The sequence below is a fragment of the Pseudoalteromonas sp. QJM3NY_22 genome, from assembly GCF_056173065.1.
This window is the reverse complement of sequence record NZ_CM149655.1, coordinates 1733049-1752076: the sequence shown is the minus strand read 5'-3', so window position 1 is coordinate 1752076 and position 19028 is coordinate 1733049. Positions and strand designations below refer to the sequence as shown.

14 protein-coding genes and 1 pseudogene are annotated in these 19028 nt (G+C 38.8%); 9 read left to right on the top strand and 6 right to left on the bottom strand.

The features are described from left to right. Positions 1-121: 121 nt before the first annotated feature. Complete coding sequence (gene rne, locus AC0VZ4_RS07805; RefSeq protein ID WP_475441351.1) at positions 122-3451, top strand: ribonuclease E; 3330 nt, start codon at positions 122-124, stop codon at positions 3449-3451. Positions 3452-4051: 600 nt separating this feature from the next. On the opposite strand, the gene yejK is transcribed toward rne, so the two are convergent. Then, complete coding sequence (gene yejK / locus AC0VZ4_RS07800; protein WP_475441350.1) at positions 4052-5068, bottom strand: nucleoid-associated protein YejK; 1017 nt, start codon at positions 5066-5068, stop codon at positions 4052-4054. Positions 5069-5130: 62 nt separating this feature from the next. On the opposite strand from yejK, the gene AC0VZ4_RS07795 reads away from it, so the two are divergent. From AC0VZ4_RS07795 to AC0VZ4_RS07770, 6 genes are all read left to right on the top strand, one after another. Next, positions 5131-5343 carry a YejL family protein gene (locus AC0VZ4_RS07795; protein WP_007375276.1) on the top strand — a complete coding sequence of 71 codons (213 nt, stop codon included), beginning with the start codon at positions 5131-5133 and terminating at the stop codon, positions 5341-5343. A 5-nt stretch (positions 5344-5348) separates the two neighbouring features. Continuing rightward, positions 5349-6845 (top strand): DUF3413 domain-containing protein, encoded by a 1497-nt coding sequence (locus AC0VZ4_RS07790; RefSeq protein ID WP_008139197.1) that lies wholly within the window; start codon positions 5349-5351, stop codon positions 6843-6845. Between the two features lie 102 nt (positions 6846-6947). Next, the gene (locus AC0VZ4_RS07785) at positions 6948-7424 is read left to right on the top strand and encodes a hypothetical protein (RefSeq protein ID WP_033022918.1); all 477 of its coding nucleotides are present in this window, start codon (positions 6948-6950) and stop codon (positions 7422-7424) included. Between the two features lie 112 nt (positions 7425-7536). Next, positions 7537-9255 (top strand): bifunctional isocitrate dehydrogenase kinase/phosphatase, encoded by a 1719-nt coding sequence (aceK, locus tag AC0VZ4_RS07780; RefSeq protein WP_475441349.1) that lies wholly within the window; start codon positions 7537-7539, stop codon positions 9253-9255. 17 nt (positions 9256-9272) lie between these two features. Then, entirely contained in the window at positions 9273-10211 is a 939-nt protein-coding gene (locus AC0VZ4_RS07775) for a LysR family transcriptional regulator (protein WP_007375280.1), read from the top strand. Between the two features lie 175 nt (positions 10212-10386). Then, on the top strand, positions 10387-10830 hold the full coding sequence (locus AC0VZ4_RS07770; RefSeq protein WP_475441348.1) for a ferritin-like domain-containing protein: 444 nt from the start codon (positions 10387-10389) through the stop codon (positions 10828-10830). A gap of 245 nt (positions 10831-11075) precedes the next feature. Here the strand turns inward: AC0VZ4_RS07770 and tnpC are convergent, their stop codons facing one another. Continuing rightward, positions 11076-12515: an IS66 family transposase gene (gene tnpC, locus AC0VZ4_RS07765; RefSeq protein WP_475441044.1), complete on the bottom strand. Its 1440-nt coding sequence runs from the start codon at positions 12513-12515 to the stop codon at positions 11076-11078. Positions 12516-12612: 97 nt separating this feature from the next. Between tnpC and AC0VZ4_RS07760 the strand changes: the two are divergent. Further along, a pseudogene (locus AC0VZ4_RS07760) lies at positions 12613-12801 on the top strand (ExbD/TolR family protein); the annotation flags it as partial. A 16-nt stretch (positions 12802-12817) separates the two neighbouring features. Here the strand turns inward: AC0VZ4_RS07760 and AC0VZ4_RS07755 are convergent. Beyond that, a complete protein-coding gene (locus AC0VZ4_RS07755) occupies positions 12818-13567 on the bottom strand; it encodes an IS5 family transposase (RefSeq protein WP_475439649.1) in 750 nt (249 codons plus the stop codon). A gap of 34 nt (positions 13568-13601) precedes the next feature. Between AC0VZ4_RS07755 and AC0VZ4_RS07750 the strand changes: the two genes are divergently transcribed. Next, positions 13602-13865 carry an ExbD/TolR family protein gene (locus tag AC0VZ4_RS07750; RefSeq protein ID WP_475441627.1) on the top strand — a complete coding sequence of 88 codons (264 nt, stop codon included), beginning with the start codon at positions 13602-13604 and terminating at the stop codon, positions 13863-13865. A gap of 401 nt (positions 13866-14266) precedes the next feature. Here the strand turns inward: AC0VZ4_RS07750 and AC0VZ4_RS07745 are convergent, their stop codons facing one another. Genes AC0VZ4_RS07745 through AC0VZ4_RS07735 form a run of 3 tightly spaced genes read right to left on the bottom strand, consistent with a single transcriptional unit; the run spans position 14267 to position 18957 of the window. Continuing rightward, positions 14267-17302 carry a TonB-dependent receptor plug domain-containing protein gene (locus AC0VZ4_RS07745; RefSeq protein ID WP_033038445.1) on the bottom strand — a complete coding sequence of 1012 codons (3036 nt, stop codon included), beginning with the start codon at positions 17300-17302 and terminating at the stop codon, positions 14267-14269. Between the two features lie 9 nt (positions 17303-17311). Continuing rightward, positions 17312-18388 carry a FecR family protein gene (locus AC0VZ4_RS07740; protein WP_007375284.1) on the bottom strand — a complete coding sequence of 359 codons (1077 nt, stop codon included), beginning with the start codon at positions 18386-18388 and terminating at the stop codon, positions 17312-17314. Beyond that, on the bottom strand, positions 18385-18957 hold the full coding sequence (locus AC0VZ4_RS07735) for a sigma-70 family RNA polymerase sigma factor (protein WP_007375285.1): 573 nt from the start codon (positions 18955-18957) through the stop codon (positions 18385-18387). The genes AC0VZ4_RS07740 and AC0VZ4_RS07735 overlap by 4 nt, the downstream gene beginning before the upstream one ends. Positions 18958-19028 lie beyond the last annotated feature (71 nt).

Genomic DNA, 19028 nt, shown 5'->3' with positions numbered 1-19028 from the left:
AAAATACAGAGCCGTTCCGTTAAAGACCCAGTCGTGAGGCTGCACATTCTAAAAATAGGAACAACTGAACAGGCGATAAAAACATCGTCATGTCAGCGACATAAATAAGTAGAGTAACAATATGAAACGTATGCTAATCAATGCAACGCAGCAAGAAGAAATGCGCGTAGCACTGGTTGATGGCCAGCGCCTATATGATTTAGATATAGAAAGCCCAGGTCACGAACAGAAAAAAGCCAATATTTATAAAGGCAAAATAACCCGCATTGAACCATCTCTTGAAGCAGCATTTGTTGAATACGGTGCTGATCGCCATGGTTTCCTCCCTTTAAAAGAAATAGCCCGTACTTACTTCCCTGCAGGTTACACTTTTCACGGTCGTCCGAATATTCGCGACGTAATCAAAGAAGGTCAAGAAGTAATAGTACAAGTTGATAAAGAAGAACGAGGCCAAAAAGGCGCAGCGTTAACTACTTTTATCAGCGTTGCTGGTAGTTACTTAGTTCTAATGCCTAACAATCCTCGTGCCGGTGGCATTTCTCGCCGTATTGAAGGTGATGAGCGCACTGAACTCAAAGAAGCACTAGGTCGTTTAGAATTACCTAAAGGTATGGGCTTAATTGTGCGTACTGCTGGTGTTGGTAAGTCATTTGAAGAACTTAACTACGATTTAAAAGCATTATTAGTACACTGGGAGGCTATTGGCCAAGCAGCTGACAGTGCTAAAGCTCCTTTTTTAATACACCAAGAAAGTAACGTAATATTTCGCGCCATTCGCGATTATTTACGTCGCGACATTGGTGAGATATTAATTGATAAACCACGTGTTTTTGAAGAAGCTAAAGCGCACATTGAGCGTTTTCGCCCTGATTTCATGAGCCGCGTTAAGCTTTACCAAGGCGATACTCCATTATTCACCCATTACCAGATTGAAAGCCAAATAGAATCTGCGTTTCAACGTGAAGTACGCTTACCATCAGGTGGTTCAATAGTTATTGACCCTACTGAAGCATTAACATCTATCGATATTAACTCGTCTAAAGCAACAAAAGGCGGTGATATTGAGGAAACAGCACTAAATACTAACTTAGAAGCTGCTGATGAAATTGCACGTCAGTTACGTCTTCGTGACCTAGGTGGTTTGATTGTAATCGACTTTATCGATATGACCCCTCCACGTCATCAACGTGAAGTAGAAAATCGCTTAAAAGATGCTGCTCGCCCAGATCGTGCTCGTGTTCAAATTGGTAAAATCTCACGCTTTGGTTTACTTGAAATGTCGCGTCAGCGCTTGCGTCCTTCATTAGGTGAAGCAAGCCAAGGCCCATGCCCTCGCTGTAGCGGACAAGGGACTATTCGTTCTAACGAATCAATCGCACTTTCTATTCTTCGCTTAATTGAAGAAGAAGCAATAAAAGACAATACGACACAAGTAAATGCACAAGTGCCTGTTGCTGTTGCCGCTTATTTGTTAAATGAGCAACGTCGTAGTGTTCATCGTATTGAAAAACATCATAAATGTGATGTAGTGATTATTCCTAATCAACATATGGAAACACCACATTACGAAGTTATGCGTTTACGTAAAGACGAAACACTTGAAACGGTAAGCTACGGACAAGTTATTGCGCCTGAGCCTGAAGTATTTGAGATGTCTAAATCTCCAAGTACACCAGTACGTGAAGAGCCAATGCTAAAAGGTGTAGTAATGCCTTCTACACCAGCTCCACAAGCAGCGCCTGCACAAACAGCTAAGCCAGTGACCAATGAGACTAAAGCTGATGGTGGCTTATTTACAGCAATCACTAAGTGGTTTAAGTCGTTATTTGCTACTGAAACGGTAGAAGAGAAAAAAGAAGCCGCTGAAAAGCAGCAAGAAGAAGCACGTAATAACCGCAGAGGTAACGATAACCGCCGTCGAAATAACAATCAACGTCGTCGAAATAATCCTCGCACTAAGCCTCGTGCTGAACGCAGCAATACTGATCAAGATGAAGCTAAAACTGATTCACCAGTAACTAACGAGAACCAAGAAAGAAACGAAAATCGCAACAAGCGCCGTCGAAATCCTAATTCTCGTAAACGTCCTGAACAGAAGAGTGATGATAAAGATCAAGTGAAATCGGATGCTCCGGCAAAGGCGGAAGTAGAAACTGATTCTAAACCAGCACAAGCTGCAGAGCCTAAAGAGCAGAAGCCTAAAGTTCGCCGTCAACGACGTAATTTACGTAAAAAAGTACGTTTACAAGACGAAAATGCTGAACAAGCAAAAACAGTAGATAAAATAACAGAACAAACTGTGGTAAGTGATGAAAAACCACAAGTTAAAGAGCAAGTTACGCCTACTGTAGAAAAGCAAACGCAAGCTCCAGCAGAAAAAACAGCGCATATTAAAGAAGAGAAAGTTGACGTTGTTGATTCTAACGATGAAACATCTGCATCTGATGAAGAACAAGAGCAAACACGTACACGTTCACGCCGCTCTCCTCGTCATCTTCGTGCATCTGGTCAACGTCGCCGCCGACCAGAAGGTGAAGGTTCTGAAAACAAATCAGACGAAACACCTGCATTTGTACCAGTAGCAGATCAAGCTGCAGCTGAGTATGAAGCTGAACTTAAAGCTAAATCGCAAGAAACCGCTGTTGATGCTTCTGAAAAAGTTGAACAAGCACTTGCTGTAGAAGACTTGGCTAAAGTTGAAGCGGTTAAAGAATCAGCTGAAGTTGAAGCCCCTGTAGTGACTGAGCAAGCAGCTGAAATTGAAGCACCTGTAGTGACTGAGCAACCAACTAAAGTTGAAGCGCCTGTAGTGACTGAGCAACCCGCTAAAGTTGAAGCGCCTGCAGTGACTGAGCAACCCGCTAAAGTTGAAGCGCCTGCAGTGACTGAGCAACCCGCTAAAGTTGAAGCACCTGCAGTGACTGAGCAACCCGCTAAAGTTGAAGCGCCTGCAGTGACTGAGCAACCAGCTAAAGTTGAAGCACCTGTAGTGACTGAGCAACCCGCTAAAGTTGAAGCACCTGCAGTGACTGAGCAACCTGCTAAAGTTGAAGCGCCTGTAGTGACTGAGCAACCAGCTAAAGTTGAAGCGCCTGTAGTGACTGAGCAACCAGCTAAAGTTGAAGCGCCTGTAGTGACTGAGCAACCAGCAAAAGTTGAAGCGCCTGTAGTGACTGAGCAACCAGCTAAAGTTGAAGCACCTGTAGTGACTGAGCAACCAGCTAAAGTTGAAAAATCAGTACAGCATGTTAAAACCGTCGTTTCGCAAGGATCTGCAAGTGCGCCAATGGCACAACCTACTCCTGTAGCTGATAGCGAAGTAAAACATATCTCTGTTGCAATGGCTCACGACAAACGTGAACTAGTACCCGACAGTGGCTTACGTGCAGGCTCAATCAAACCTGCTGGTCGTGCAAGCTCTGCAATGACTAAAACAATGAGTGCTGATTAGTAACTAACGCTCATTAAAAAGCCCCGCTATTTACTCAATAGCGGGGCTTTTTTGCTTTAAGTGCTATGTAAAGCGCTTCTAACGTGAGCAAGCTCTACAAGTAAACACCAAACGTTAAATCCATAACCTGTATGCTGGCGTTTAAAAATAACGTTTTTACCAAAATTATTAACTAGCAGTACCTTTTTAATGCATTGCAATACATTAAAACTCACCGCACCTTTTTTAATTCACCATTTAAAGCTTTGAGAAGCTGCGCTTCTAACGTGAGCAAGCTCTACGTCTACAGGTAAACACCAAACGTTAAATCCATAAACTGTATGCTGGCGTTTAAAAATAACGTTTTTATCAAAGTTGTTAACTAGCAGTACCTTTTTAATGCATTGCAATACATTAAGACTCACCTCACCTTTTTTAATTCACCATTTAAAGCTTTGAGAAGCTGCGCTTCTAACGTGAGCAAGCTCTACGTCTACAGGTAAACACCAAACGTTAAATCCATAAACTGTATGCTGGCGTTTAAAAATAAGTTTTCTCATAAAAAAAACGCGGTCTACTTGCCGCGTTTTCAATAAAGCTAAAACATTATTTATGTAACGTTTATTCTTGCTCTTGTTCCATAAAACGTTGTAACTGATCTTTTAAATTTGGCGGAATACCTTTAATCACTAAGGTATCAGTCGCTTCATTATAAGTAACGCGCTCACCTAAATGTTTACGCTCAAAACTTACGCTTACGCCACCACCTAGACCTGAAAACTTAACCATACTGGTTACCGTTTTTTTATCTACAGGGAAGGTTTCTTCTAAGTCATAGCTTTGTTCTTTACAAAAACTGTCGAACGGGCTGTCATCGCCTTTAGTGAGCGTTGCTGATAGATCGCTCACACTTGCATCTTCGCCTGTAGTTACGCAATCATTACAGTAATCAAATACTTGTTTACGTAAGTCGTCTTTTTCTGATTTATCAAACTGTTGCTCTGATAAATAATCCTCTACTGCGTTAAGCATTACTTGGCTTTGCTGTTTTGAATCAATACCCTCTTCACAACCTAAAAAGTCTAAGAAAAAGTCAGCAACTTTACGTCCAGCTCGTCCTTTGATAAATGAAATATAACGGTTGTCGTCAGCTTGTGTATCCCACGCTGTTAAGTCGATGCGAGCAGCGAGTTGCATACGCGATATATCTAAATGGCGAGAAGCTGCTAAATCAAGCTCTGAAGTCATTGAATAATGTTCTTTGATGTTAATCATCGCAATTAACATGTAATCGGTAGCAACATACTGATAATGACAAAATACTAAATAACCTGTTTCACTAAAAGCATACTTATCAAGCTCTTCTTTTAAGACTGTTGAAGCTTGCTCTGTCATATGCCAAAAGCCCAACTCATCATTACGGTAACTTTGCATTGCTGATGCTACAATACTGTTTTTGTCTCCACTGAAAGCACAATAACCTTTACCAGGTTTACCGTTGTACGCATGATGTAGCTGCTCAATGAACACGGCCACTTTATCGTTGATGATCATTTCATCATTTCGAAGGTGAATTTGCGTATCGTCGTCTTTTTTGTCTACATAATGAACGACTAATTTTTTAACGTCTGTTGTCATCTTTGTTTTTCACGCCTCTAGTGTTAAAATACGGGAATATAACTATTTTATTGAACCAACTGATGCCAATCTTATCAAAATACTCTAATGAAGAAGTAGAACAAATCGTCGATCAGCTTATTGATGTGCTAACTAAACATAATGCACCGGTTGATTTAAGCCTTATGTGTTTAGGAAATTCTATCACGCATATCTTAAAAGAGCATGTACCAACAGGGAAAAGACAAGCCGTAACTGAGAACTTTGCAAAAGCATTGTCACAGTCGGTTAAATAAACTCTATGAACTTATCGCAGCACAATCAGTTTTCATCAAAAGCGAGTCAGTTATTAAGCTGGGGGCATTGGTTCACCTTTGCCAACATCGGCTTAGCGCTATTTATTAGCTTAAGCTATTTATTTGCCGATTCGCCACCAACTAGCTTTATGGGCATAACTTATATGCTAGTGACATGGCTTAGCCACACTAGTTTTATTGCCTTTTTAGCATTTGTGCTGACGGTATTTCCGCTTAGTTTGATTTTCCCCTATCCTAGGCACATTCGTGGAATGGCTGCTGTAATTGCTACGTTTGGCGCATCATTGCTTACTCTTGATGCTTATGTGTATGTTAATTTGGGCTATCATTTAAGCACTTCCGCTTTGCCTGAAATCATCTCACTACTGTGGCATCGATTAACAAGTTCGCCTGCTTTAACAACTCTTTTTGCCGGCGGTATTGTTCTGCTAATCTTAGGTTTTCAACTCGTTGCCAGTAATCTTACATGGCGGCATTTAGCGCGTCTAAAACAGTTTAAATTTGCACGTTACGCAAGCTCATTTTTAGTTATATGTTTTGCGCTTAGCCACAGCATTCATATTTGGGCAGATGCTAACTTAAAATTTGATGTAACAAAGCAAGATAATGTTTTACCACTTTCATATCCTACAACAGCTAAAAGTTTGTTAGCTAAAAATGATTTACTAGATATCGAAACATATAAACAAGCTCATAGCGTTAAAATTAATAACCAAAATATTAACTACCAAATACCAACTCCTCTTGAGAAATGTGAAGATTACACTCAGGCTAATATCGACATTTTTGTTTTTGAAACCGACCAACAATTAGCCGACTTTATTTCAGAAAATAAAGGCCTACATAAAACAGAGCAGTTTTTACAGCCAACTAATCATAGCGACATGCTATTTAGTTTGGTATACGGTTTACCTGCCTTTTATAAAGTTGCGATAATTGAAGAGCACACTCTTCCCGCATGGCAGAGCCAACGTCGCAGTATTGAAGTAAGTGGTATTAACGAGCTGAGCTTTATTAATGACCAAGCTCACACTAACAGTGCGATTAGAGTTATTAGCGGTTCAAAAGTTGTATCCCCACGCGATAACGCAACGCAAATCTTTGCTTTTAGCTTAGTAAATGATACTCAAGAAGTGGTAAGTACATCAACCTTATACAGCTCAGATAAAAGAATCTCAAAGGTTGAAGGCTTAATTCAACCAAGTGATTTAATTGCGACTAGTGTCGGTCAGTACTTAAATTGTAAAGCGATTGCCAAACAAACAATGTTAGGTGTTAACCTATACAAGAAAAAAGACAATATGGGTGTTAATTACTCCCAAGGTGTAGTCATAGCATACAAAAAAGATAGGATCACATTAATAGACTCAGATGGGAATTTTAAAAACATCTCTGCCGCTGAAGGGTTCTCTATTGAGCAAGGTTTAGATATTCCATTTTTAGTACAAAGCATTAAGAAGTTAAAAACATTCACTCAATAACTGTAATCCTGACCTAGCTTGCTATAACGTCAAGCTAGGTTATAGTTTTTATTTTGGAACTGCGTTTTTAGCAACGCAAAATAAATTCATGGATGCCCTGCTATGATTAAACTTGTTAGTTACTTATTTTATTCACTTTGCATCTTTATCTGCTTTTATAATAACGCCACGACTTACTACAAATGCGTGACAGAAAAAGAGACTGTTTTTTCTCAGTTTCCTTGCGATCATCGCGCAACTACACACAAAGTAAATACCACAAACATACTGCAAAATGGCCCTGAAGTTGATTATAGAAAACAACTAAACGATCTTGAGCGAGAAAGGCTTTTGGCTGGGTTACAAGCTGAACTTCGCAGTAACAACCATAAATTAACGATACTCGATCGTGAAAAAGAGCGAGCTGAATACAAGCAACAACAGCGCCTTAACCATATTTTAGCCGACGATGAGAAAAATATAATTACTAAAGATATTACCAAGAACATTAAACGAATTAATAAAGAATATAAAAAAGAAGTATCTGCTATTGCTAAAAAAATTAAAGAACTAGAAAAAAAAATATTAATATACAAATAAAACGCTCATAAAGCATTATGAGCGTGTTCGTAATTTAGCTTGGTTTTAAACTTAAAATAACATAGCCTTAACACAATAGAGTATAAACTCTAACGTATAATAAGGAATGCTTATGCAGCCACATCGTATTGCTGAACTAATTTTAACTGGCTTTAAAAAGCACTATAAGCTATTTCAAAAAACCACGGCAAAAGCCCCTCTCGCTTTTGCTAATAAAGATTGGCAAGCAATTAACGATATAAGCCGTTTACGTATTAGCTATTATGATGATCGTGTTAACGAAACGACACAATTTTTAAAAATAGAACATCCTACAGATACCCTTGATGAGTCTCTTTGGCTTGCAGTAAAAAAAATATATCAACACTTTTTATGCTTTCACCCACAAGCAGAGCTTGCCGAAACATTCTATAACTCTGTATTTTGCCGTCTTTACCATAGACGTTACTTTCATAATGACTTTATATTTGTACAAGCCACATTAAAAGACGCGCCATCTGTACCGGTTGAATCCGAGTATAGAAGTTATTTTCCGGTAGTTGATGGTTTAAAGCCTACGATAAAACGTATTATTAATCACTTTGATTTTAAAGCCCCGTTTGTAGATTTAGAACGAGATATACGCTTGCTTGTTAAAGCATTTTACAAACAAGCCCCCGATACTCACCACCAACCTTGGCAAATGCGCTTTGATATATTACATACTGCATTTTATCGTAACAAAGCGGCGTATATTGTTGGCCGTGTAGTTTCTCAAAGCGGTGTGCAACCTTTTATTATTGCAGTACTACATCATAAAGATAAAGGCTTATACTTAGACGCCTTGCTCACTAAATCTTCACAAATGCGTGTTATTTTTGGCTTTGCGCGTGCTTATTTTATGGTGGAAACTCATGCACCTTCAGCGTTGGTAAGGTTTTTAAATCAGCTAATGCCAAACAAAACAATTGCAGAGCTATACAACGCGATCGGTTTTCATAAACAAGGTAAAACTGAATTTTACCGCGAATTTTTAAGTCATTTAACGCATTCAAGTGATGAGCTTACAATTGCACCTGGTACACCGGGCATGGTGATGATGGTATTTACCCTTCCCTCTTTTGGTTATGTCTTTAAAGTCATTAAAGATAAGTTTGGTGAAAGCAAACCATTTGGTCGCAACACCGTTTTAAAGCGCTATCAGCTCGTAAAGAGTCACGATCGCGTTGGGCGTATGGCTGACACTATAGAGTATTCTAATGTCGTATTTCCTTTGGCTCGTTTTGATAGTAATTTGCTTGAGCAATTACATAAAACAATTGGCTCCTCTATGATAATTGAAGGCGATTGGTTGATTATAAAACACCTTTACATTGAACGGCGCATGACACCACTAAATCTGTTTTTAGAAAACGCTGATGACGAAAGTGCAGCAGATGCAATAGAGGAGTACGGCCAAGCACTTAAAGAAATGATTGCCGTTAATATATTTCCTGGTGATATGCTATTAAAAAACTTTGGGGTAAGTAAGCATAAACGTATTATTTTTTATGATTACGACGAAGTACAATACCTTACAGATATGAACTTTAGAGAATTACCTAAAGCTAAAAATTACGATGACTATTTAATGAGTGAACAAAGTTACTCTGTCGCTCCACAAGATGTTTTCCCGGAGCAGTTATGTACTTTTGTTACACCTAACCCAACTTATAAACAGTTTTTATTAAGTACACATCCCGAATTAGTTGATGTTAGTTTTTGGAAACAAGCACAGCAAAACATAAAAAATGGGCATGTGAGTCATATTTACCCATACCCGACAGCACAGCGCTTTATTCACCACTGGTAGGCGCTAAAGGACACAAAATGAATATAAGTAAAATAGATTTAAATTTACTGGTTTACCTCGACACACTACTACGAGAATGCAACGTAACACGCGCTGCAAACCAGTTGAGTATTACACAACCTGCAATGAGTAATGGCCTTAAACGTCTTCGTAACCTATTTAACGATCCTATTTTAGTTCGTACCAGCGATGGTATGGTCCCAACTGAGCGTGCTTTGGAGTTACAACCTGTTATACGTGGCATATTAATGACTCTCGAAGAAACTCTAGCACCTAATCGAGAATTTGAGGCAAGCCAAAGTAAACGTGTGTTTAGGATTATGGCCAGCGATTACGCTGCAAGTACCCTAGCGCCTAAACTGCTTAGTAAATTACATGACGAGGCACCCGACACCACATTAGATATACTTACCCCAAGTGATGTGACTTTTCATGATGTAGAAAATGGTAAAGTTGATATGGCTATCAATCGTTTTGAAAACTTACCACAATCTTTTCATCATAAGCGTATTTGGAAAGACAGTTTTTGCTGTTTAGTAAAAGCCGATAATCCAATAATTGAAAGTTTTAGCCTTGATAGCTATTTAAAAGCACGCCATATTTGGGTAAGTAAAACAGGTTTTGGTGTTGGTGTAGGAATGGATCCAAAAGACGTGCAAAAGCTAGGGTGGGTTGACGAAGCCCTCGCTCACTTTGGTAAACATCGTAATATCGCTACATTTACGCGTAATTACCATGTAGCGATTCATTTAGCAAAAGAGAAAAACCTTATTGCCACTCTACCATCTAAAGCCGCTAATATTTATGTTGACGATCCAGGACTTAAAATACTAGAACCTCCTTTTCCTATTCCTCCTTTTGAACTTGATATGATTTGGAGTCCACTGCTACACCGAGATGCGAGTCATATTTGGTTGCGCCAAAAAGTAGCTGAAGTTGCCGAGGAACTAAAGTAGCTTTATTACACAATACTTTGTAAAAATTGCTAGGCTAATAGAAAAAATTAACCTAGCAATTTAAAAATAAATAATAAAGCAATTAATATCAAATACTTATACATTAAAGGCATTATGGAATGACCTTTGCTTTAATTAAATCGAAGTTTATATTCATTTAATTAAAGAGGTCATTATGAACACCCATCAAGGATCAGAAGTAAATCATATTACAGACATCATTCAAGTAATGAACAGTGGCATCGACTTTTATGAAAAAGCCCTAGAAAAAATTGAAGACCCTGCAATTGGCGCTCTTTTTCAGCGCATGATCGATGCGCGTAAAGTGAGTGTTGAGCGCTTGCAGCCCTATGCTATTAATGAAAAAGGTGAACGCGAAGATGGCTCTTCGTTCGCTATTGAAGCACGCCGTGCATACACTGAACTGCTCACAACATCTAGCTCACACAATGACAGCACCTATGTGATGGAGCTAGAGGAAGTTGAGGATAAAACCCTTGAAGAAATTAAAGCCGCGATGGATAAACCACAACCTGCTGACTGTGAAGCTGCTTTGGCTAAAACACTATTAACAATGCAGAGTTGCCATGCAGAAATGAGTCGCATGAAAAACCATTAAACTTGATTTTGACGCCAAGCACCCAGCTATAGCGCTGGGTTTTTTATTGTCTTAAAGTATTCATTTATTTTATTTTATTTTACATATAACGACATAGTTTATACAAATATTTAATATTATTAGAATATTTAATTAACTACATTTTATTTTAGCTGTGCTAGTTTTATTAATAGGATCCTGAAATCTTGCTGTGGCGCCGCAGCTTTAAATTATAAATAAGGTCCCAATATGAAAAAAAAACGTAACTATTCAGCCACATTTTCAATAAATATATCAGGTAACTGATTTTTGAAGAGTAATTCAAGGGCTAGGCTTGCTGATACATGCTGTTTTCTGCAAGTCGAGAGGTAGCTTCTGATTAAACAAAACATCTCTGCACCTTGCATGCTTCTGAAGCACCCAGATATCTTTTGATGAACCTTGGTCATCCTAATATCATTCTCACCCTGGTTGTTGCTAAAAGGCACCGCCGTTTCCGTCATGAACCGTAAGACATCATCTTGATAATCTCTTAACCGCTCTAACAACGCTCTAGACTTTGTTCGTTTCAATCTGCCTCGCTGGCCTTTTACTCGGCTGTTTTTATCCGGTGGAGGGCATTTAATGTCACCTTGAGCCAATATTTGTTGATATTTCTCTATATAGTGAGCTTTTGTGTCTGCATCTAGCTCGGGGTTATCTATTTGATGTTTATTGATTTCAGTCAGTAGGGTTTGCAAATCCTTTGCCCATTGCATACCGTCTTGCTCCCATGCCCTTTCTAACTCTCGGATATGATGTGCATTACACAAGGCATGTTGGCACTGTGTATATTGATAATACGGTTTCCAGTGGTCGTGGCATAGTACCCCAGTAAAGTGAGGTAAAATATCGGCGTCATCCATCGCTATTTTCCCTCTTTTCTCATGCGGGTAAAAATACGTCCACCACGTCGTTGATGCACCATGAAGCCATCGTCGTTTACCACCTATATTAATCCCCGTTTCATCAACGTGTAAGGCTTGATAAGTCGTTTTCAGGGCTTTCTTGAGCGCGGCTTCTGCGCCGGAGGACTTTACCAAGGCCGCTGCTTGTTCATTAAAGTTAAATAAACTACCCGCACTGATTGGAATACCGAGTTGATCACAAAAATATTCTTCAATGCGGTTGTAAGGGAGTAATTGATATTGGGATAGGTAAACTGCATGGGCTTTTACACCAACCCCATATTGAATAGGACTGTTAACGTCTTCTGGAAATTCACCAATAAAACGCTTACCTTGCTCATTTTCCAGAATTTGTGCTTGGTATTCAGTGACCACTTTCCTGATATCTATATCGACAACCTGTCGTTTTTGAAAGCCAATTTCACGGTAGTGACCTTTCGGTAAAAAATCACGTTCAACTAGGATGATTTTGATCTCATCAGGCGTCTGTGTTTGGGTTAGTGTTTTACCTGCACGGCCTTTTTGACCACCCGCTGACTTGGCTGATTTCTCTTTGTTTTGTTTTTTTCGGTTGATGTCTTTTGATGGCGGGATACTGCTATTGTTACTGTTAAGTCCTAATTTACTTGCTAACATAACAACGACAACCAGAATGAGTTCAATAGACATCTTCAGCGCAGGCGTGAGAGTTTTACCTTCTTGTAATTGAGCTTTGGTTTTCTCAACGATTTCGTCGATGTTGATGCTGTTTAAATTCATTGAAGCTAGGGCTATTAGGTCATAGCCCTAGCTTGGCATACTGGCGGGATCGGTCAATAGTTAAAAAAGATCCTTTGAAAATAATTTACCATGGTGAATAGTTACAAAAAAACTAGCTCAACTGCAAAATAATGCTGATGTAGATATGACTCCGATGTTAGACATTGTATTTATACTACTCATTTTCTTTATTGTTACTACTTCATTTGTTAAACCTGTGGCCATTGAGTTAAATCGTCCGCTCGATAGCCCTCAAATAGATAAACCGGTTAAAAATGCTTTATTTAGGGGCTGTTGATCTTTCACATTGGTAGCCAAATCATTGCACATGCCAGCGCTAACATACTCTCAAACTGTAATTTCAATTTATCGTACCTTGTCGCTATAGCACGGAAGTGCTTTAGCCTTGCAAAGGCATTTTCAACTAAATGCCTATATTTATATAAGCACCAATCAATATCACCATTACCTGTTTTTGAGTTTTTCTTTCTAGGGATCACTGGGCTTGAGTTTCTCTCTCGAACCTTATTTCTAATGACTTCACTATCATAGCCTTTGTCTGCGATAACAAAATCGCCTTGGGGCAATAATTCAATCAGTTCATTTGCCACTTTACTATCATGAACATCGCCGCCTGTAATAATAAATTCAATTGGTAAGCCATAACTATCAACAGCTAAATGAATTTTACTTGTATTACCGCCACGACTTAATGCTATCGCTTGTTCTTGTTGAGACGCAGCACCTGTACTGTGTTGATGTGCTTTAACATAACTGCCATCAATGAATTCCCACTCAGTGTCACTATTGGCGGATAATGATTTGAACAACCTTATTAATATTCCTTTTTTAGACCAAAGTAGAAATCGGCGGTAAATAGTATTCCATAAACCAAAACACTCAGGGAGGTCACGCCATGGGCAACCAACACGTAAGCGATATAAAATTCCTTCCATCGTTTGTCTGTGTTCAAGCTTGTTATAAACTCTATCTTCAAGCAAAATTGATTTTAGCTTCGACCACAACTTATCAGTGAGCATTAATCGGGGCATGGTAATCTCGTAAGGTTTGTTTTTGGCGAAGTAAATTATACGAGATTACCGCTTACGCACAAAATTCAAACAAAGATCAACAGCCCCTAGTATAGATGAAAGTAATGGGGTTTATTTCTCAGGTAGGTTGATTGACTTAGAGCAAGTGTCAACTAACCTAGCAATGTTTGCTGCAAAATATGAAATAAGTTCAGTATTGATAAAAGCTGACGAAAACAGTAATCACAACACCCTAATGAACGTGATGAATAATATTAAAGAGTATGAAAACTACTCCATTTCTTTAATCTCGAAATAATACTAAGCGGCTTAAATGTGGTCTATTTAACGATAAGAAAATCGTGTCGATAACCAGGTAAAAATTTCGTTGTTTAGTTGTTCCATATCAGAAATTTTTAACACAGTTAGCGACAGGTTTAAGCCCTCAAATTGATCAAGTATTATTGCGGATGGGTATTATACCAATCTGCTTATATATGGGTCTATTTAACGTTAAGAAAATTACGCTAGAACTAGGCAAAAATTTTTGTATTTAGTTGTTCTAAATAAAAAATTTTTAACGACGTTATAGTGCAATTTAATTCGTTAAATTGATCAAAGATTTATGCAGGTTGGTATTAGATATAGGATAACTCTTTAAAGTAACAAAAAAGGGCCTTGCGGCCCTTCAACTTTAAATAACAATAGGAGAGTTATTTATTAAAAACGATATTCTGCGCCTATGTAGTAATAAGCACCATTAAAACCAAATGGAGCTGAACGGCGAGAGTATTCAAATACACCGGAGCTGCTTACTACAGTGTTACCGTTAGCATCAACGATTGTGCCTGAACGTGAGTTACCAATTTTGTTTTTGTCTGGGTAAACGTCAAACAGGTTATTAGCACCAATATTCACAGATAAATCTTCTGTTACGAAGTAATTAACTTTAACATCCGTTAAGATTTCTGCCGAATAAGTTTGGCTATCACCATCCTCTACGGTGTATTCACCAAAACGATTCAGTGATAAATTAACCGTCCAGTCATCACGTTGATAAAGCGCGCTTAAATTAATGCGATCCTCTGGTTGCCACTCTTCGATGATTGAAATCTCTTGTTCCGAGAATACATCTTCAACCGGCACAGTTTCTAAACCAGAACCTGATGGCGTAAATAACGATACAACATCAGTTTCAGTAAAGTTAGCCGCAAGTGTAAAATCAAGCGTACCGCCTAAGCCTTCTGTATTCCATGTTGCAACAAAATCGATACCACGAGTTTCTGTATCTGCACCATTTAAGAAAAACTGACCAGCGCCTGCACCTGAGCTAACTAAGGCCGCATCTAAGCTTGAAGAAAGCCCTTTACCCAAACGGTTACTAATAACAATACGGTCGTCAATATCAATTGAGTAGTAATCAACTGTTAAGTTGATGTTATCTGTCACGTTGTAAACGATACCTAAACTACGGTTTTGAGATTTCTCTTCTTTGAGTTTTGGAATACCTAAACTTTGTGCAAGTGTTGAGTCATTTCTAAATGTCCCTACTTCCTCAGCAACTAATGTACCATTAGGGCCTGTCACGAACTGCGTACTAATATTGTTAAAGTATAGTTGTTGCATAGATGGCGCTCTAAAGCCTGAACTTAATGCACCACGTAATGAAATATCATCTGTAACCGACCAGTTACCCGCTAGTTTAAAGTTAACAGTATCACCAAAACCTTTGTAGTTATCGTAGCGAAGTGCGCCAGATATAATAACATCTTCAATAAAGTAGGCTTCTGCATCCATATAAAATGAAATAACATCGCGTGACTCGTCAACCGACGATGCTGGAGATGAACCACCAAAACCTTGTGTGCCACCAGATGCATCTTCACTGCCTACACCACCACTTAACCCATCGTAAATACTTACGCCATTGTTTGTATCATAATCTCGGTATGCATATTCATTACCTTCTAGGATACGGTATTCGTCAGTACGAATCTCAGCACCCATTGCTAAAGAATAATCATCAAAGTTTTGTGTGAAATCAAGATTGATTGTTTGTAGTGAGAGCTCCATGCCATAAGCGTATGCTTCACGTGGAATAGTTGTACGGATATCAGCTGCACTTAAGCCTTGGTCGTAACGTAAAAAATTAGCGTATGAAGCATTAATTGTGTCACTTGTCGTGTAATCAATGCTGTTTTCGCCGTAAGTGTAGGATAAGTCTAAGCTAGCATCGTTATCAAATTGTGTCTTATAACCAAAGTTATATGAAATATCATCGATCGTTGTGTTGATTTTTGGTAAAAAACCTAGCGGAATCGTCGCATCATTATCTTGTAGTACTGGGTTGCCACCCGCATTTGCATTGTGACGGAAAAATGCAGCTGATTCGTTATCACGCGTTGAATAAGTAATAAAGCCATAAAGCTCGCCATCGCCTAACTCATAACCTGTATTAATTGTTAAACCAAACTGTTGAGAGTCGGCATCACCAATTCTAAATGTATCTCTGTCTGCGGTCACTTCTCGTGGATCGCCAGCCAGTAAAGTACCGTCACTTAATTCTGTACAACCGTAAAATTGGCATGAACCATGTAAACCAGCACGGTTAGTAGGTGAACGGTCGCGATAGTTAATTGTTGCATTTAAATAACCGTCATCGCCTAGTGCAAAACCTTTGTTAAAATCGACGTTAACTGTTTCGCCATCACCTTCTGAATATTGACCATAATTGATAGCCGCTTTACCGCCTTCACTACCATCTTTAAGTACAATATTAATTACACCGGCAATTGCATCAGAACCATACTGAGCCGCAGCGCCATCACGCAGAACTTCAATACGTTTAATAGCTGACGCAGGTATTGCATTCATGTCAGTACCCGCAGTACCACGTCCTACTGATGTATTAATATGAATAATACTTGCTTGGTGGCGACGTTTACCATTGATCAACACTAACGTTTGATCTGGACCTAAACCACGCAGTGTGGCAGGTCTTAATGCATCGGTACCATCACTAATCGACGAGCTTGAAAAGTTAAATGAAGGGGCAATAGACTGTAACATACGGCCAACTTCTGTTTGGCCCGTATTTTCAAGCGCTTCTGCACTTAGAATATCTACTGGAACGGGTAAATCTTCAACTGAACGTCCCGCTACACGGCTACCGACAATAGCAATTTTTTCAATTTTTTCTTGAGCAACTTCTTCTGCTGCATTCACACCTTGCGAATTTGCCGCAAGTAACGCTGGTAATATAGCTGCACTGACCGCTGAAAGCTTCATCATGTTGTTATCATTCCTGTTGATTTGTTTGAGTTTTATACTCAGTAATCCATTTTGATCAACAACCGCATCGAGCTCAGTTCCACCTAGTAATGCCTGTAAAGCATCAAGTTGGGTATAAAATCCATATACCGAATTTGCATCATACTGCTTAGCTAACTCATAAGAAAACACCACGGTTTGCTCTGTTTGCTTAGCAAATTCAATTAAGGCTTTGTCTGCTCGCTGCGCTTTTATATCAAATTGCACCATTTGCCCAGTGGTTTGCGTCGCGGCTTGTACACTGATGCTAAAAATAGCGGGGACAAGCACACTTAAACCACCCAATAAATACGTATGGTTACTGCGCAACTTATATAAACAGCTGACAAACAAAAATCCTCTATGGTTTTGTTTCTTTTTTTTAATCTTTTTTTTACGTGATATCTTTATAGGTGCAACTTTATCTAACATTAGCTTGATTTGCATAGCTGCTACTTATGATTCTGTATGGCGTTTAAGACTAACTACATGCTCGCCTAAGCGTTCATGATCAATCGAAAAATTAGTTTGTAAGCTCTCAAGTAAGCCAGCTACATCGCCGGCTTTAAATACACCAGCCACTTTAATACTAGCAAGTTCAGCTGACGACAATTCAAAACGCGTTGCGGTATAACGGCTTACTTCATTTAAAGCATCGCTTAATTGTTCACCATTGAAAATTAACATACCATTTTGCCATGCTAAATCGCGCTGAACATCGCCCGCAGAAAGTTGCGTTATCGGCTTTGTTATACTTTGCTCAATAATCGCTTTCTCGCCCGAAGTAACAATATTTGCATTAATTTTGCGAATTTTTTGCGTACTATTATCAGCAAGTTGATATGCTTTAAAATCATTAGCATCTACAGCAACACTTGGGTCGGTAATCATCACTTTACCTTCGGTAACCACAAGTTCTAAATCTGATGAAGTATTGCGTTGCACATTAAATACCGTGCCTAACGCGGTAAAGCTTTTATCACCAGCCATAACACTGAACGGACGCGTCGTATCTTTAGCCACATTAAATCGCCCTTCTCCACGACTGAGTAATAGCTGCCTGCGCCCTTTGCTGTAAGCAACTTCAAGTAAACTATTGGTATTTAACTGAACAATCGTTCCATCGGGTAAAACATAAGTAGCTTGCTCACCTACTTTCGTTTTATAAATTTTAGTATAATTAACTTTAGCAAGTTCTTGGTTATAACCATTTTCTAAATTGATCAGTAAATAGCTACACACCATTAATGCTGCAAATAAACTGGCTGCAATCGAGTAAGAAAACATCCATCTATTTTTAGACTGTTTGCTACTACGGTGCGGGAATAAATGACTTAATTCGTTTAAAACAGATATTTCATCCCAAAGCTGAGCAAGTTCATATACAGCATCTTGATGAGCAGTGCTTTGCATCATCCACAATTTAAATTGCTCTTTTTCGTCAGCACTTAAGCCGCGATCTATTGCACTTATCCAATTACAGGCTTTTTCGAGAATTAAATCTTTTGAGGTAAATTGATGTACGTTGCTCATTTTGAAACCCTCTCTAGGGGTAACGATTGCACTGACATAATACTTGCATCAGGAAGTTCGTGGGTTTTGTCATGCTCTCGCATATACAACATAGTCTGTAGTAATCCTTTGGCAATGTGCTTTTCAACCGTACTTTGACTTAATTGCATCTCGCTCGCTATCTCTTTTTGGCTCATGCCGTATACTTTTTTTAATATAAAACATTTACGAATTGATACACTTAATTGCTCTGTGGCTTTACAAAAAAGTAAAAAGCGCTCTTTAGATGTGTATTCATCTTCTAACTGCATTGATTTAAGTAATACAGGCAACTCACTGTCTTGCTCAAGGGATTCGTTAAATTTATTATCCCATTTAGCAATATGATTAAGTGCTAAATGCTTTGCTGTTTTAAGCATATAACTGCGAGTAAATTGAATATCTTGCTTTAAGTCAGCTTCATAGCTTTTTATAAATGTTTCTTGCACAATGTCTTCTACGTCATCGGGCTGAACTATTCGAGAGACAAAGCGCTTAAGTTGACTTGAAATATCAACAAATGTTGACGTAAACGTTATTTTTTTCGTCATCCTTAACTAGCACCTGTTGTTATTTTTATTACCTTTAGATTACGAGTTTTGAGCATAAAAACAAGCAAAAT